Origin of the sequence: Streptomyces sp. NPDC057445, from assembly GCF_042802855.1 — a bacterium.
GTDB lineage: Bacteria > Actinomycetota > Actinomycetes > Streptomycetales > Streptomycetaceae > Streptomyces.
Window position 1 is genome coordinate 446158 of sequence record NZ_JBHVDH010000001.1, and the last position, 15735, is coordinate 461892.

Consider the following 15735-nt stretch of genomic DNA (forward strand, 5'->3'; position numbering starts at 1 on the left):
GGCCGGGGCTGAGCGGTGGTTCAGGCGGCCCGGGCGCGGTGGGCCTCACCCGTACGGCCCGGCGGCATCATGTCGCGGCGAGGACTTCGTGGGCGGCACGGTCGACGGCGGATCCGCGGTCCGCGGCAGGTCGGCGGTCCGCGGGAGAGGCGCGGTCCGCAGCAGGTCGGCGGTCCGGCGGCCGGGGCGCGGTCCGCGGCAGGTCGGCGGTCCGGCGGCCGGGGCTGAGCGGTGGTTCAGGCGGCCCGGGCGCGGTGGGCCTCACCCGTACGGCCCGGCGGCATCATGTCGCGGCGAGGACTTCGTGGGCGGCCCGCTCGCCGGAGCGCACCGCTCCCTCCATGAGCCCGTGCATCAGCGTCGCCGACTCCGTGCCCGCCCAGTGGATCCGGCCCGCGGGCTCGCGCAGCGCGCTGCCGTAACCGGTCAGCGCACCCGGCGGGAAGTGGGCGACCATCGCGCCCAGCGACCACGGCTGCTCCGACCAGTCGGTCTCCATGTAGGCGGTGGGACGGCGCGCCTCGGGGCCGAACCGCTCGGCGAGCGCGGCCAGCCAGACGTCCCGCCGCTCCTTGGGTTCCAGGCGCCCCAGCCGCAGCGCCCCGGGCCCGAACGCATAGCTGCTCAGCACTCCCGGCGTCCCCCGGCGCGGTGTCTGGTCGATGGTGATCGTGCCGGGTGAACCGGGCGCGAGAGTCTGCCCCGACAACCCCTGCCTCCTCCAGAAAGGCTCGGGATACCGGGTGAGCACCCGGATGATCGTCCCGGGCACCAGGCGCTGCCGCAGATGGCTGTGCGCGGCGGGCAGCGGCGGGTCGAAGAGGATTCGCCCCGCCAGCACCGGCGGAACGGCCACGATCACCCGCCGGGCCCGTACCGCGAGGCCGTCGGAGACGACCTGGACATCGGTGGTGTTCTGCTCGATCTGCCGGACCGGACTGGACAGGTGCACCGCCGCGCCCAGGCGCTCGGCCATTCGCCGGGCCAGTTCGGGGGCCCCGCCGTCGACGAGATGGGTTTCCGTCCTGCGGGTGTCGGTGTAGTAGCCGAAGCCGAAGCCGCCGCCGCCACGGGCCAGGACGAGCGCGCCCAGCAGGGAGACCTCGGCCGGGTCGGCGCAGAACAGCAGACTCATGGTCGACCTGAGAAGGGTGCGGGCCGTGGCCGAGGGCACGTTGAGCGGGTCGGAGAGCCACTGCCCGAGCGTGCGGGCGTCCCACGCCCGTGCCCGGCGGGCCTGCCAGGGGGCGTCCTCCGGAAGCCGGCGTGCCATCAGGTTCAGGCGCATGAGCGCCAGCCCGAGTGCGGCGAGTGCGGCCGGGCCGGTTTTGGGGACGGTGCCCCGGTAGCGGTGGTTGACACCGTCGAGGCGCACGATGTTGTCGCCCTCGTCGTACTGGGGGTAGACCTCGAGCCCCAGCTCCCGGCAGAGCTGGAACATCCGGTCCTGCCCCTTGCCCAGCCAGGTGCCGCCGACGGAGACCACGGTGCCGTCGGGCAGCTCCCGGTTCCAGACCCGACCGCCCACGCGGTCCCTGGCCTCCAGCACCACGACGTCACGTCCGGCCCCGGCCAGCTGCCTGGCGGCCGCCAGTCCCGCGAATCCGGCGCCCACGACACACACGTCCGCTGTCACCCGCTCCATGACCCACCTCCACGGTGAGCCTCCCCCGCCGGGTCCCGGAGCGCCCGCCGGGTGAACCGGCCGGGCGGGACGAGTGAGCCGTCCGGGTGAAGGGGAACAGGCCCTGCGCCCACCTTCCCGGGCGCCCCGCGTCTACCCCTCGGCGACCGGCCGGTAGGTGCACACCTGTACGCCCGTGCTGCCGGTGACGGTCGAGACCAGCTCGAGCGCCCGCCGCACACCGTCGTCGGGAAAGATCGTCTTCCCTCCGCCGAGGAGCACCGGCATGGTCATGAGCCGGAGCTCGTCCACCAGGCCCTCGCGCAGGAGAGTGCGCACGAGCGTGGGGCTCCCCATGACCAACAGGTCCCCGCCGTCGGTGTCGTGCAGCTCCCGGATGCGGGCGACGGCCTTGTCGCCGGGAATGCGCGTGGTGTTGTCCCACGTCGGCCCGCCGTCGCCCAGCGTCTCTGACACGACGTACTTCCGGATGGCGTTCATCCGGTCGGCGAACGGGTCACCTGCCCGCCCGGGCCACGCCCCGGCCATCGTCTGCCAGGTGCGCCGCCCGAACAACAGCGCCTCGGCATCGGCCAACGCCCTGTCGAAGGCACCGCCCACCACCTCCGGATCGAAGAACGGGTGCGACCAGCCGCCGTGGGCGAAGCCACCGTCGGTGTCCTCACCGGGTCCGCCGGGCGCCTGCACGACGCCGTCCAGGCTGATGAACTCACTGATCACGATGCGCATGGGAGTCGCTCCTCTTCATCGGTCCGGGCTACGGCAATGGAGACTGTCGCGCTTCCACGGAATCATCGCGCCCCCACTCGATCCCGCATCGGTGATGCAGGGCAGGTCGTTTCCGGCTGCTGGTGGCCGGGGCGGTCGACCGGTGTGCCCGGCGACACGGCGACGCGGCGGCGCGGCGACGCGGGGCGAACGGACCGCCACAGGGCGGCCGAGTACATCACAGGGGCGAAGAGAATCACGGCATCGAAGTGGACGAACCTCCTGCGGTGAACGCAGTTGACCCGGAGTCAGCCGTGGCTGTCCGGCTCGGGCGCCGACGCGGGAACGGCGGCATGAACAGCTACGACGTCCAAGGGAGTTGCGTAGCCCACGTTTCAGCCGCTGATTGAACACCGGCTCGCCCAGGCGCGTTGACCTCGGTAACCGGTGACCCATCCAGACCGGTGAGTGAGTGAGGTTCGCACATGCCAAGGATCCATCTGCACCACACCCAGGTCCGCCTCACGGCTGCGGGCTGCTGCCCGGGCCCGTGGGCGGGCAACGGTTCCTGTCGGCGACCCACGCACTGAGCGGTCGAGCCCATGGACTTCTGCATTCCCTGCCGCCGCCCCCTCAACGGCACGGTGACGTGCCCGGAATGCGGGGCGTACGACTCCGGCATGGCACCGCCGGACGACTCGGGCGGCGACGCTCCCACGGTCGACACGGCGGCCATGGAGGCCCTCTTCCGCGAGAGCCCGGATTCCGCCCGGCCTTCCGGCGCCACCGTGCCCCCGGCCCCCTCGGCGGACATGCCCGCGCACCGGCGCCACGGTCCGCCGCGATGGAGGAACTACGGAGGGCGGACTCTGGCCGCGGCCACCTTCGCGATTCTGGGCGGCCTGGCCACCGCATCGCTGCTGCCCGACCAATCCGCCGGCGCCTCCAAAGCGGCGCCGGTCCCGGAACGGTCGTCCCCCGACGAGCCGCCGGGGCCCGCCGGCACCTCACCAGAGGCCTCGGGTTCACCGGAACGTCCGGCCACGCACCCGGCGAGAGGATCCGCCCGGGACCGGAGCCGTGATGTGACCCGGCGTCCTCGGGCGACGCCCACTCACCGGGAACCGCCGGCCTCCCGGACTCCGGCCGCCCGCACCACTCCACCGCCCGCGACGACCAGGCCGGCGCCCCGCCCCTCCACCGGCCGCCCCAGCCCGCCGCCCTCCCCGACGGCGACTCCTCCACCCAGTCCCACCGGCAGCGCCGCTGCCTCCCCTACCGGCAGTCCCTCGCCGAGCGCCACAGGTGTGCCGGTGACAGAGGCCCGGGGGGAACGGGCCGCACCGTTGCTCGTGGACCTGCTCCGGAACGCGGCAGGCGGTGGACGGTGAGGGCTGTCGGGGGCCGCGGCGGTGCCGCGGCCTGAGCCCGTCGGCAACGCAGCCCTCGCCCCACCCGGGGTGAGGGCTGTGCACGTTGCCGCCTTCGGCCATGACTCCTGTGCTTCCATAGCCGCCATCGCCCTCACCCACGGAACGCCGGAAGAGGTCCGGCGACTCGTCGAGGACACTGCCGGGTGTCGCCGCCCTGACCCGAGCCACGCACATGGCGCGACCGAACGACTGAAGGACGGTCCGTGCGACCGGCCCACCGGAGGACTTTCCCATGCCCCTTGAGCGCCTTACGGCCGCGGCCTCGCCGATCGCGCGCTTCGGCCTCGGCCTGGCCGCGGTCGGGCGTCCCGGCTACATCAACCTGGGCCGGGACGAGGACCTGCCGGGCGACCGCTCGGTCGACGCGCTGCGGGCCCGCACCCACGAACTGCTGGACGCTGCCTACTCCCAGGGCGTGCGGTACGTCGACACCGCCCGCTCCTACGGCCGGGCCGAGGAGTTCCTCGCCGAATGGCTGGCTACGCGCCCCGACGCCGAGGATGTGGTGGTCGGCAGCAAGTGGGGCTACACCTACATCGCCGACTGGCGCACGGACGCCGAGGTGCACGAGGTCAAGGACCACAGCACCGGCACCTACGAACGCCAGCTCGCCGAGACCCGCGCGCTGCTCGGTGCCCGGCTCGACCTCTACCAGATCCACTCGGTCACCCCGGGCAGTCCCGCGCTGACCGACCCCGCCCTTCACGAGCGACTGGCCTCGCTCGCCGCGGAAGGCGTGACGATCGGACTTTCGACCAGTGGCCCGGACCAGGCGGAAGCCATCCGCGCAGCACTGGCGGTCACGGTGGACGGCGAACCGCTCTTCGGCAGCGTACAAGCCACCTACAACCTGCTGGAGCCGTCAGCCGGTCCGGCGCTCGCCGAGGCGCGCGCCGCCGGACGCACGGTGATCGTCAAGGAAGCGATGGCCAACGGCCGCCTGGCCGATCCCCACGCCACGGGCCCGGACACGGCCGCGCTGCGCGAGACGGCGGGAGCGGCAGGAGTCCCCTCCGACGCCATGGCGCTGGCCGCGGTCGCCGCACAGCCGTGGGCGGACGTGGTGCTCTCGGGGGCGGCCACTGTCGTACAACTCACGAGCAACCTCACGGCGGCGGACGTGCACCTCGAGCCCGAGGAGCTCGACCGTCTTCTCGCAGCGGCCGAGCCCCCCGAGCGCTACTGGGCGAACAGAGCGCGGCTCGCCTGGACGTGAGCGAGCGGCCCGGCCCCCGGGGCAGCAGCGTCCACTCGGGCTCCGCGGGTGCCATCCGCGCGGGCTCGGGCCGACTACCAGGAGCTGAGCCCCGCGCCGCGGTGGCAGGTGCCTTGTCGCTCGCCTAGGGTGAAAGGGCGCTTCCAGTCAGGTCCCTCCACACCGGCCGGCCGACGTATCCGCATCGGGCCGCTCGGGCCCCTCGGGGGACAGGTGCCGACATCGCCACGCGACGTGCACCGCTCGCGGCGACTGCGAAGGGGTGGCGTATGGCCGGACTCTCCCACGGGCCAGTTCCCCAGCCGGTACTGTCCCCCCTTACGACCGCGGCGATCTTCTTGGTGGTGACGGTCGATCAGGGCGGTGAGCAGGCCGCGCGGGGATTGCTGTCCGACCTGACAGGTCTGCAGCGGGCCGTAGGCTTCCGGGCGCCGAACGGGAAGCTGAGCTGTGTCACCGGTATCGGATCATTCGCCTGGGGACGCTTGTTCGCCGGGCCGCGCCCGGCGGAGTTGCACCCGTTCCGCGAACTGGCCGGCGCCAGACACCGTGCCGTATCGACGCCCGGTGACCTGCTCTTCCACATCCGGGCCGCACGACTGGACCTGTGCTTCGGGCTGGCCGCCGAGATCATGGAACGTCTCCGTGGTGCCGTCACCATGCGCGACGAGGTGCACGGCTTCAAGTACTTCGACGAGCGTGACCTGCTCGGCTTCGTCGACGGGACGGAGAACCCGGTGGGGCCGGCAGCGAGTGCGGCGGTCCTGATCGGTGACGAGGACCCGCAGTTCGCGGGGGGAAGTTATGTGATCGTGCAGAAGTACCTCCACGATCTGCAGGCGTGGAACGTCCTCCCGGTAGAGGTACAGGAGATGGTGATCGGGCGCAGAAAGCTGTCCGACATCGAGCTGGACGACGAGATCAAGCCGGCCGATTCGCATGTCGCCCTGACCACGGTCGTCGATCCCGATGGGACGGAGCGGCAGATCCTGCGCGACAACATGCCTTTCGGCAGAGTCGGGCAAGGGGAGTTCGGCACGTACTTCATCGGGTACGCCCGTACGCCGGCGGTGACGGAGACGATGCTGGAGCGCATGTTCCTGGGAGACCCGTCGGCGTCCCACGACCGGATCCTGGACTTCTCCACCGCGGTCACCGGATCGCTCTTCCACGTGCCGACCACTGATTTCCTGGACAACCTTCCCGATCCGCCCGGCGCGGGCGCGGAATCCGAGACCGGCAGCGCGGAGTCCGAGGCTCACTCGGCACCCGATGTCCGGACCGGGATCCTGGACCCTTCCCTGGGGATCGGCGACTTGAAGGTGAGCACCGCCGATGAACAATCTGCACCGTGAACTGGCGCCCATCTCCTCCGCCGCCTGGGACGACTTGGAGGAGGAGGCACGACGCACGTTTAAGCGCCATGTGGCCGCCCGCCGGATCGTCGACGTGCCCGAGCCAGGAGGCTTCGAGCTGTCGGCGGTGGGCACCGGGCATCTGCAACCGGTGGAGGCTCCGGCCGAGGGGGTCGTCGCCCACACGCGCCGTGCGCGGCCGATCGTGGAGCTGCGCGTTCCGTTCGTCGTGGATCGTCGGCAGGTCGATGACGTCGCACGCGGGGCCAAGGACGCGGACTGGCAGCCGGTAAAGGACGCTGCCCGGCAGATCGCGTTCGCCGAGGACCGCGTGGTGTTCGAAGGCTATGCGGCCGCCGGCATCGCAGGCCTTCGTGAGAGTTCGTCGAACCCGCCCGTGACCCTGCCGGCTGAGGTACGCGACTACCCGGACGCCATCAGCCAGGCGGAGAGCGCACTGCGGCTGGCGGGTGTCGGCGGCGCGTACACGCTGGCGCTCAGCGCCGAAACGTACACCGCCGTCAGCGAGACCTCCGATCACGGCTACCCGATCATCAACCACATCGCCCGGCTTCTGGACGGCGAGATCATCTGGGCACCGGCCATCGACGGGGCCTTTCTGCTGTCCACGCGGGGCGGCGACTTCGAACTGCACATCGGCCAGGACGTGTCCATCGGCTACCTGTCGCACGACGACAGCAGCATCTGGCTCTACTTCCAGGAGACGCTGACCTTCCTGGCGTACACGAGTGAGGCCGTGGTGGCCCTCGAGACGCCATCGTGACCCGTCGTCAGGGGCCGGCGCGGTCGGAGCCGCCGACGTGTTGTCCTTGGCCGAGCGCGGTGGGAGCTACCGGGAGACCGTGGCGGTCGACCGCAACACCGCCCGTGCTGACGGCGTCGCCGCCGACGTGCGTCACGCCGCGCCGCTGTCGCCCACCGTGGACGTACGCTCCGGTGGCTACGAGGAACTGACCGACGCCACCGTGGTGGTGACACCGTGGGTGTCACCGAGAAGAGCGGCGATGCCACCGACCGGTCCGACCTCCACGGACGATCGCTGCCGCCGCGCTGGTCGACGGTCCGCACTTCCGGGTTCAGCTACAGCCTTCATGTACAGCCTTCATGACCGCTCCACCCGTGCACCTGTGGATGCGGCTGCGATCACAACGGCCAGACCTACCAGCGCCACCGGCAGTATCGGCGCCCACGATGACGCGAACCGCAGCAGCAGAGCGCCGGCCGTCGCGCCGCACAGGAAGGCGCCCACCCGGGCGGCGGCGTCCGCAGCGAACCGGTGCGGCTCACCGGTGAGCCCGCGGACCAGACCGGTCAACGCACCGGTCAGGTAGGTGGTCGACGCTCCCTGCACACCGGAGCCGATCGTGATCGCGCTCTGCATTCCCATCGCCGCCGCGGCCAACGCGAGAAGCAGTGAAGTGGTCCTCGCGTCCGGGCGCCCGTCGGTGGCCAGCCACCCGGCGGCCACGCCTGCCAGCAGGGCCAGCTCCGCCGCCGCGACAAGGCTGGCTCGCCGGTGCCACCCGGCACCGCGGCGGCCCAGCCCGGCGGTGCCGCCCGCGACGCCCAGGGCATAGCACCCGACCGCCACCGTCGCACCCACCGCCAGTCGGCCGTCCGGCGCCGCGACGGCGCGACCGAGTTGCACGAGGTTGCCGGTGATGACGCTGGCGAACACCCCGCCGAAGTGCGTCACGCAGACGGCATCCAGGCTCCCCGCCGCGGCGGCGAACACCGGCAGAAGGCGTACGACCAGCCGCTGCGGCAGCACCGCCGCGCCCCGTTCGGCTCGTTCGCCGTCGCGCGGGCCATCGCCCCGGGGACTCATCGTTCGCAGAGTCCGATGAGGGACGATCCGCCGTTCCCCTCCGCTCGTCGCCCCCCGATCCTCCCGCTCATGGCGCCCCACTCCCGACCGTATCGACACATTTGCACCAGAAGTACCGCAGAGACTACAGGCGGCAGGAGTCCGCGCCTCACCTCAGCGGCTCAACACCTGTTGCCAGGTTGCCCAAGCTCGCCTCCACCCTCCCACCGGGGGACGCGCATTTGCTTTGACGGGGTCAGGGGCGCTCGAAGAACTGGAACACGCCTCCGACGGAGAAGCACAGCGCTCCCGTGAGCGTTCCCCAGTTGGCGATGTCGACGTTCACCACGCTTCCGGTCGCGGGACGGGTGAAAGCAGCCAGTGCCGAACCCAGGAAGAGAACGGATCCGAGCTGATTGATCGCGACGATCCACCAGCCGAGGTCTCGGGGACGGACGCCCGGCCGGCCATGGCAGACCTCGACGAGTGCGAGGTGCCCCGAGATCAGGAACAGGATGCACCCGACCATGTCGGGGGCCCAGATCAGCCTGTTCACCTGCTGGACCGAGAGCCCTTGCAGCAAGGAATCCAGCAGGTTGACACCGAACACGAGCGTTCCCACGAAGAGCAGGAAGGTGCTGAGCCAGTCGATCCGAGTGGGCTCGTAGCTCCACCATCTCCAGCTCCGCGCGGCCAGCGCACCAGCCCCGCTGTCCCGGCGAGGAGCGTTGATCACCTGGAGCAGCGAGACGTAGCCGCCGGTGTTGAAGAACAGGCCGCCGGCAAAGTAGATCCAGGCGCCCGTCGCGTCGCCCGAGCCGAACTGAGCGGCCCCTGCCCCGAGAGCGAAAAGGGCACCGCCGACCACGAACGCACCCGCGGTAATGGCATTCAGCCTGCGCAGACGGCCGACCGACACGCTGTCTGCTCTTCGGGAACGGGGTTCCAGCTCGCCCGCGGCCCGTACGGTGAGCAGTCCACGCTTGCGTGCCAGGCGCGACTCCCAGACCGCAGTGCCCCCATCCAGCAGACGCCAGGTCAGCCGGGTTGTGAACGGCCCTGCGCCCTCCGCGTGCTCCTCAGTTCGGCTCACCTGCCGACCTTAGCGCTCTGGTGTGGAAAATCCCTTTTGCGGTGGTGGCCTCGTAAGCCGGCGGGGGCGTGGACGAGCAGGCCCGCATAGGTGAACTCGCAGACCGGAGCTCCAGACGGAGCGGCCAGGGTCGGCCCACCGCCGCGCACGTTCATCCCGGAGGTGCGGCTTCCGGGCGTTGCCCGCCGCCGATGCCCTGCGGGTCGGCCGTGCGTGCCATGGCGTGGCGACGAGGGTCGGTGAACTGGCTTTCCACCGCCTCCTCGAGGAACTCGAGCTCCATGCGGACCGCCGGCAGATGCTCGGCCGACAGGGTCTCGAGCAAGCCGTCCAGCAGCGCGCGCAGCCGTCTGCAGATCTGGAGGGATGTCGCGCCGTACTCGCGGATCTCGGTGACACCGACCTGGAGGTACTCCTCCCATGTGCGACCCGGCACCACGAGGCGTGGCCGGCCGTGGTCGTCGGCCAGCACGTAGCGACCGCGGAGTCCGACACGACCGATCGTGTGCAGGAAAGCCTCGATGTGGTTGAGCACCTGAACGGCGGTCGTGGGGTCGTTCACGGCTGGTGAGAGCGCACGGATGGCGATGTCGACGAGGATGCGCAGGGCGAAGGCAGGGTCCTGTTCGATGGTCCGCTCCGCGCCGAGGGCGACGTGTCCGGTCACCCTGCGCGGATCGAGCTCCGACGTCCTGCCGCCATGGACTTCGACGAGGGTCATGCCGGGCGCCACGAAGTCGCCGACCGGGTGGACCATCACGAAGACGCAGTCGTGGCGGGTTGCGGCGGCCATCAGCCCCGCCACGTCGATCGCCTGGAGCACTCCGCCACGCTCGGATCGCATGTGCGCCACCGGACCGGCCGGCAGCAAGGGTTCCCCGCCGCGTGCAGCGGAGCCCCGGACCTTCGCTGCTCCGTGGATCAGGACCTTCGCGCCCATGCCTCCCACCAGGTCCGCGATGGCCACCGGCCGGAGGTTGTGGGTGAAACGGTTGAGGTAGACCAGCAGGAGCAGCAGGCTGACCGCGACGGCCACGCCGGCCAAGGTCACCCCCAGGTCGGGTACGGAGTCCGACTCGATGCTCCGCAGCAGGGTGTAGGCGAACGCGAACGTTCCGGTGAAGGTGGCGAGCACGGCTTTCTGCAGGCGGTCGCGGTACCACAGGCGCATGTAGCGCGGCGACAGCGTGCCCGTGGCCTGCTGGACGACGAGGACGCCGATGGTCACCACGAATCCCAGCAGCGCGACCATCGCACCGACGACAGAGCTGAGCACACTGCTGGCCGTCGTCGCGGAGTACTGCCCGTCGTACGGCAGCCAGTCCGCTCCGTCCAGAGCAGCGGCACACTCGGCCAGTACCGCCCCGAGGAGGAGTCCGAACAGAGGGACGATCCACAGGCTCGCCTTGGCGTACTGCCGCAGCCGGAAGGCGGCGGCCCACGAGATCATCGTGCGCACCCGAGGATCGAGGCCACTGCGGGCACCCGCTTAGGGCTCGACACCACAGGCACCTCCGGATTCGGCCGTTCGTCTCATCGGGCCCGCAGGCCCACGGTAAGCCCGCCGGCCGGCGGCACGGCAGGACCGCAGGGCCGACGGGCCTGCGAGTCCACACTTGAGGCCCTGCGGAGGTTCCGTGCCGGAGCTGATGTCCGCGTTTCGACTCACCCAGCGTGTTCGGCGCATTGCTGGACCTGGAGAAGGGCGGACACTTCTCGGTCCGGCCGTCGCACACGACGTACGCGACCAAGCAGCTCCACTTCCCCGACACCGCGTGTCTGGTGACCCGTTTCATGACCGAGGCGGGTGCCGGCGAGGTGATCGACTTCATGCCCGTCACCGGGAGCACGGCCACCGACCGGCACCGTCCGGTCCCTATGCTCCGGTGCGTGCGGGGCAGCATGGCCTTCGAGGTCGACATCGCTCCCCGGTTCGACTACGGCCGCAAGCCGCACACGCTGCACATCTCCGAGCACGGCGCGGTGTTCGCCTAGGAGGACCTCGGGCTGACGGTTCACGCCGTGCGTGAACCGCAGGACGAGCGGCTCCTCAAGGCCTGACGGGCGACCAGGACCTGCACTTCGCGTTGACGCTGCTGGCCGGTCAGCAGCGGGGCCTGGTACTGGAGTCGTCCGCCGACGGCCCGCCACGTGAGATCCGGCTCTCCGAGTTCCGGTGACGCCGCACTGGACCGCACGAGGAACAGCGGCGCGTAAGCCGTTCATGCAGTGGACGACGCCGGGCCGAAAAGTACGACGGTGTCGCCCTGCTGCGGGGTGGGGGACTGTGTCTCGGCGACCGGATCCAGCCGGCCGTCGGCGCGGACGACGAACAGCGTCTCGTGGTCCGGCGGGATCGGCTGGGATGCGGGCTGCACCAGGAAACGGGCACCCCGCTCGTAGCGCGCGGCCAGGACGTGCCGGACCAGTGAAGCGCCGAAGAGGATCTCGCCGCCCGTGTAGGGGGCGACGACGCCATGGCTTTCGCTCGGGGGGCCGACCCGGTAGACAGGTCCTTCCACATTGTCCTGCGCCACGACCGAGGCGAGTGCGTTGAAGTCGTCGTCGTCAGTGAGCAGGAACACGGCCGTGACGCCCTCCAGCCGTGCCCGGGGGTTGGTGGCCGTGGCCAGCATGTCCCCAGTTGCCAGTTCGATCCCGGCACCCCGGATCCGGTCCCGTTGCTCGTCGAGTCCGGCCCACATGAGCACGTCGAGCCCGGCAGACCGCAATGCCCTTCCCAGGTCGATCACCCACGGATGACCGCCCACCAGTAGCGGCCGGGTGCCCGACGGTTCGACCGCTCCCAGACGTCGGGCCATGGGCGCGGCGGTCAGCGCGTACAGCAGGACCGTTCCCACGATCACCAGGAACGTGACCGGAAGGATCCTGGTGGCGCCGGGAATCCCCTTCTCGACAAGGGCGGCGGCGAAGGCCGACGCGGTCGACGCGGCGACGATGCCGCGGGGAGCCATCCATCCGACGAAGGCCCGCTCCCCGAAGGTCAGGCCCGTCTTCCGGGTGGCGGAGAAGGCCACGACCGGCCGTACGACCAGGACGAGGACCGCGATGAGGACAAGTGCCGGCACGAGCACCGGCACTACCGACGCCGGGGTGACGGTGGACGAGATGGAGACGAACAACAGCCCGATGATCAGCTGGACCAGCGTTCCGAAGAAGGGGCGGCGGGCCGGCATGTCGAAGCCGCGGATGTTGGTGACGGCCAGTCCGGTGACGATCGCCGCGATGAGCCCTGTGTCGTCGCGGACGATGTCGCATCCCGCCGACACGGCGATCACCGTGGTCAGTTGTGCCAGCGTGCCGAGCGTTTCACCGAGCCGGAGGGTGCGCAGCGTCAGCCAGAGCACTGCGGTGCCCACCGCCCCGCCCACGAGACCGACGCTCAAACTGATGAGGAACTGGCCGAGCTGATAGCCCCTGCCGATGTCGATGCGGTGCGTCGTGGCGATGGCGTGGAAGACGAGTGCTCCGAGAATGCCGCCGATCGGGTCGGTCAGTGTCCCTTCCCAGATCAGGATGCGCCGCACCTTTTCCGTGGGACGCACATAGTCGAGCAGCGGACCCACGACGGTCGGACCGGACACCACGAGGATCGTGCCCAGCATCGACGCCACCCTGAGCGGCATGCTGAACAGCGCCGGGCCGACCGCCGAGACGACCAGGAAGGTCAGGACCACGCCGAACACCAGCAGCCTGCCCACGACGGCGCGGGTCCGGCCGGTGAGATTGCGCAGGTCGAGTCCGAGACCGGCGTCGTACAGAATCACCGCCACGGACAGCGACACCAGCGCGGAGAAGTCCGGGCCCACCAGCCTCGCGGGGTGGATGATGTCGGTCAGGGCGCCCGCGGTGAAGCCGACCGGCAGCAGGAGAATCAGGGCGGGGACTCTCAGCTTGTTCGCCAGGATCTGCGATCCGGTCGCGAGCACCAGCGTCAGCGCGATGCCGAGGAGGATCTCGTCGTCCGTCACAGCTGCTTCTTTCCTCGATCACCGGGCGCCACGGGGAGTCAACCGGCTTCGGCGGAGCACCGCGCGCTTCCTTCGTAGGACACCGGGATCGGCCACCCGGTCGGCGCACGCCTCCGCGTCGGCGTCCCGGCCGACGGTCCGTGCCCGATCCCGGAGATCCGCCGACGGGGTAAGGCACCGTCGCCCCAGGGGCACCGTAAGGGAGTCCGCACCTCACCTGAGCGGCTCATCACCTGTTGCGCCGCCTCCGGCTGCCAGGTGCAGCGCCCCTCCCCCTCGCCTTGTCCACGTGGCGCAGCAAAGCCGGCCGGCGCCTGGCGCCGTGAAGGCTCGCGTTCGGCGAACATGCAGGTCTCCTGGACACGAGAGGCCCCGCCGGGTTGCGGGGGTTGGTACTCAGGCGAGGACGTTCACGGCTCGGGCGATCACGAGACCCAGGATGAGCAGGGAGATGAGGGACTGGACGGCCATGGCGATCTTGGCCCAGGGAGCCAGCGGCATGACGTCGGTGGGGCTGAAGGCGGTGGAATTGGTGAGTCCGAGGTAGAGGTAGTCGACGTAGCGGGGGCGCCAGTGCATGGCGTTCAGGTCGGGGTTGAGCTGCTGCGGGAAGGCGAGTTCGGGGGTGGTGGGCATGCGGTGGGCACGGGCGGCGGCTCCGCCACCGTCGAGTTCGAAGTACAGCAGGGAGAAGGCGAGGACGGTGGAGACCCAGACGACGCCGCCGGCCCGCAGCAGGCCGGCGGCGGAACTCGTCTCGGTCCCGCCGTGGATGAGGTCGTCGACCAGCCTGACGGTCGACCAGATGGCGCTGAGTGCGAGCACGCCGACCAGGGCGATCGACACTGCGCGCAGGACGGCCGAGCGACGGTTGATCCGGCCCGGGTCGCCCGCGATCAGGGTTACCAGGAGCAGTCCTTCGACAAACGGGAGCAGCCAGCGGGGCCCCAGGCGCAGGTCGTCGGGCATCAGCAGGAGCAGCACCATGGCCGCGATGACGGCTCCGGCCATCGGCCAGCGGGCCTCACCGAACTCCGCCTGCTGCGGCTCCGGCTCGTGCGGAGCGCCCGGTCCGTCGGCACGGGTGGGGTGATGTCCGGTCATGTTCGGCTGCTGCGCGGGGTCGGGGCGCGGGTGCTCGCCTGCGGCTCCGACCACGCCCCACAGAGTGCTGTCGCTACGGAGGCGGCGTGCCGGTCCGCCGGGACGACAGGCCTCGTGCCGGGTCCCGTGCCGGGATCGACGAATGCCACGATCGCCCACCTGGTGGCACCGTCAGACCAGCGGATCAAGGCCTCGTGCGGCATTCCATGACCCCAGTCTCCTCAGGGGACCGGGCGGCGACGCCCGGTTTGTCACCGAACGTACCGCGAAGCGGCGCGAGGACAGCTCCTGCCGGAAGCGCGTGTCCGTATCCGGCAGGCGCAGGTGACCTGTGCGGTGCGTCGACGGATCGACCACACCGGCGACCTCACCACCATCAAGCACCGCGCCTCATGCCCACGGGGGCGAGGACGGCCGTGAGGGCGGCACCCGGGTGACGACGAGAGAGGAGGCCCACACCGGGCAGGGCCGGAGCCAGGGCTCCTCGACGGCGCGGCTGTACTGGGTCATCGGGCTCACCCGGCACGGAGCACACAGCCGGAAAACGTACCCTGCCTGCTGCCCCGCCTGCTCGCCCCCTCCCCCCGGCGCTTGCCCTCGGGGTCGTCGCGGTCCTCACAGCACCGGGAAGACCGCGGCGAAGAAAAGCCACAGCAGCACCGCCCAGAACAAGGCCGCGGTGAGCGAAACCAGGAGGGAGCTGCGCCACTTCAGCACCAGGAAAGGGAACATCACCAGGGCTGCCCAGTGCCCGGCGACATCGATGAACACCCGGGCCGCCTCGGCCAGCGTCCTCGCCCGGCCCTGCGCGAGATAGCCGATCAGGCGTTGGGAGGTGAAGCCGTAGAGGCCGAAGACGATGGGGAAGAACCAGAACGGCGTGATGTTGACGAGCAAGCTCTCCGACAGATCGTCGAACATCACGAGGTAGATGACCGCCGCGGCCGTCAGGCCGCCCAGCAGGGCGACCAGGTAGAGGGGTTTGAGCGCCGCCGCCTCGGGCGGACCCGCCGACGGGACCACCGGGGAGGCGTACGGCACGTCCGGCGGCGGCACGCGGACGACCTGGTGGCAGTGCGGACACCGCACGTCTGTGTTGCTCTGCCCAGGCGGCACGGACATGAGGTGCCCGCACGAGGCGTGAAACTCGATCCCTCTCGCGTTCACAGGCGGTCTCCCCCGGTAAGAATCATGCGGCTGAAGCGGGTCAGCAGCGCGGACCTGGCACTGTCGGCGGACGGCCGACCCGTCCCGGACTACGAGGACGTGCGCGCCCGGTGGCCCGGTTCCCGCGTCCCGTTGCGTTGTTCCGCCCGCGATCTGGACGAGGTCCGCATCCGCGACGTGACCGCCTTTCACGG

General features: G+C 70.8%; 13 protein-coding genes. 4 read left to right on the forward strand and 9 right to left on the reverse strand.

All coding sequences use genetic code 11. The features are described 5' to 3' along the window. Positions 1-283: 283 nt before the first annotated feature. The 3 genes from ACFU5O_RS02075 to ACFU5O_RS02085 all read right to left on the reverse strand — a co-directional run bounded on the left by ACFU5O_RS02075 (position 284) and on the right by ACFU5O_RS02085 (position 3656). The gene (locus tag ACFU5O_RS02075; protein ID WP_384235186.1) at positions 284-1645 is read right to left on the reverse strand and encodes a flavin monoamine oxidase family protein; all 1362 of its coding nucleotides are present in this window, start codon (positions 1643-1645) and stop codon (positions 284-286) included. A gap of 132 nt (positions 1646-1777) precedes the next feature. Then, positions 1778-2374, reverse strand: a complete 597-nt coding sequence (locus ACFU5O_RS02080) for a dihydrofolate reductase family protein (RefSeq protein WP_384235188.1) — start codon at positions 2372-2374, stop codon at positions 1778-1780. Between the two features lie 1093 nt (positions 2375-3467). Then, complete coding sequence (locus tag ACFU5O_RS02085) at positions 3468-3656, reverse strand: hypothetical protein (protein ID WP_384235190.1); 189 nt, start codon at positions 3654-3656, stop codon at positions 3468-3470. Between the two features lie 362 nt (positions 3657-4018). Between ACFU5O_RS02085 and ACFU5O_RS02090 the strand changes: the two genes are divergently transcribed. The 3 genes from ACFU5O_RS02090 (at position 4019) to ACFU5O_RS02100 (ending at position 7141) form a co-directional block, all read left to right on the forward strand. Beyond that, the gene (locus tag ACFU5O_RS02090; protein WP_384235192.1) at positions 4019-5002 is read left to right on the forward strand and encodes an aldo/keto reductase; all 984 of its coding nucleotides are present in this window, start codon (positions 4019-4021) and stop codon (positions 5000-5002) included. 269 nt (positions 5003-5271) lie between these two features. Continuing rightward, positions 5272-6357 (forward strand): Dyp-type peroxidase, encoded by a 1086-nt coding sequence (locus ACFU5O_RS02095; protein ID WP_384235194.1) that lies wholly within the window; start codon positions 5272-5274, stop codon positions 6355-6357. Continuing rightward, complete coding sequence (locus ACFU5O_RS02100) at positions 6338-7141, forward strand: family 1 encapsulin nanocompartment shell protein (protein ID WP_384235196.1); 804 nt, start codon at positions 6338-6340, stop codon at positions 7139-7141. Before ACFU5O_RS02095 ends, ACFU5O_RS02100 begins: the two co-directional genes overlap by 20 nt. Positions 7142-7480: 339 nt before the next feature. On the opposite strand, the gene ACFU5O_RS02105 is transcribed toward ACFU5O_RS02100, so the two are convergent. The 3 genes from ACFU5O_RS02105 to ACFU5O_RS02115 all read right to left on the reverse strand — a co-directional run bounded on the left by ACFU5O_RS02105 (position 7481) and on the right by ACFU5O_RS02115 (position 10728). Beyond that, positions 7481-8206, reverse strand: a complete 726-nt coding sequence (locus ACFU5O_RS02105; RefSeq protein ID WP_384235198.1) for a YoaK family protein — start codon at positions 8204-8206, stop codon at positions 7481-7483. Between the two features lie 235 nt (positions 8207-8441). Further along, positions 8442-9278, reverse strand: coding sequence for a hypothetical protein (locus tag ACFU5O_RS02110; protein ID WP_384235200.1), 837 nt, complete (start codon positions 9276-9278; stop codon positions 8442-8444). Positions 9279-9429: 151 nt separating this feature from the next. Continuing rightward, the gene (locus ACFU5O_RS02115) at positions 9430-10728 is read right to left on the reverse strand and encodes a DUF2254 domain-containing protein (RefSeq protein ID WP_384235202.1); all 1299 of its coding nucleotides are present in this window, start codon (positions 10726-10728) and stop codon (positions 9430-9432) included. A gap of 224 nt (positions 10729-10952) precedes the next feature. Here ACFU5O_RS02115 and ACFU5O_RS02120 point away from each other — a divergent pair, with 224 nt between their 5' ends. After that, on the forward strand, positions 10953-11273 hold the full coding sequence (locus ACFU5O_RS02120) for a trehalase-like domain-containing protein (RefSeq protein WP_384235203.1): 321 nt from the start codon (positions 10953-10955) through the stop codon (positions 11271-11273). Positions 11274-11500: 227 nt separating this feature from the next. Here ACFU5O_RS02120 and ACFU5O_RS02125 read toward each other — a convergent pair whose 3' ends face one another. The 3 genes from ACFU5O_RS02125 to ACFU5O_RS02135 form a co-directional block, all read right to left on the reverse strand. Next, positions 11501-13270 (reverse strand): cation:proton antiporter, encoded by a 1770-nt coding sequence (locus tag ACFU5O_RS02125; RefSeq protein WP_384235205.1) that lies wholly within the window; start codon positions 13268-13270, stop codon positions 11501-11503. Positions 13271-13666: 396 nt separating this feature from the next. Then, positions 13667-14428: a hypothetical protein gene (locus ACFU5O_RS02130; protein WP_384235207.1), complete on the reverse strand. Its 762-nt coding sequence runs from the start codon at positions 14426-14428 to the stop codon at positions 13667-13669. A gap of 561 nt (positions 14429-14989) precedes the next feature. Next, entirely contained in the window at positions 14990-15430 is a 441-nt protein-coding gene (locus ACFU5O_RS02135; RefSeq protein ID WP_384235209.1) for a hypothetical protein, read from the reverse strand. Between the last annotated feature and the right edge of the window lie 305 nt (positions 15431-15735).

What these genes read in the sequence shown, in the direction of transcription:
- ACFU5O_RS02075 (WP_384235186.1), bottom strand. Translation starts at nt 1,645, where the DNA reads ATGGAGCGGGTGACAGCGGACGTGTGTGTCGTGGGCGCCGGATTCGCG.
- ACFU5O_RS02080 (WP_384235188.1), bottom strand. Translation starts at nt 2,374, where the DNA reads ATGCGCATCGTGATCAGTGAGTTCATCAGCCTGGACGGCGTCGTGCAG.
- ACFU5O_RS02090 (WP_384235192.1), top strand. Translation starts at nt 4,019, where the DNA reads ATGCCCCTTGAGCGCCTTACGGCCGCGGCCTCGCCGATCGCGCGCTTC.
- ACFU5O_RS02095 (WP_384235194.1), top strand. Translation starts at nt 5,272, where the DNA reads ATGGCCGGACTCTCCCACGGGCCAGTTCCCCAGCCGGTACTGTCCCCC.
- ACFU5O_RS02100 (WP_384235196.1), top strand. Translation starts at nt 6,338, where the DNA reads ATGAACAATCTGCACCGTGAACTGGCGCCCATCTCCTCCGCCGCCTGG.
- ACFU5O_RS02105 (WP_384235198.1), bottom strand. Translation starts at nt 8,206, where the DNA reads ATGAGTCCCCGGGGCGATGGCCCGCGCGACGGCGAACGAGCCGAACGG.
- ACFU5O_RS02115 (WP_384235202.1), bottom strand. Translation starts at nt 10,728, where the DNA reads ATGATCTCGTGGGCCGCCGCCTTCCGGCTGCGGCAGTACGCCAAGGCG.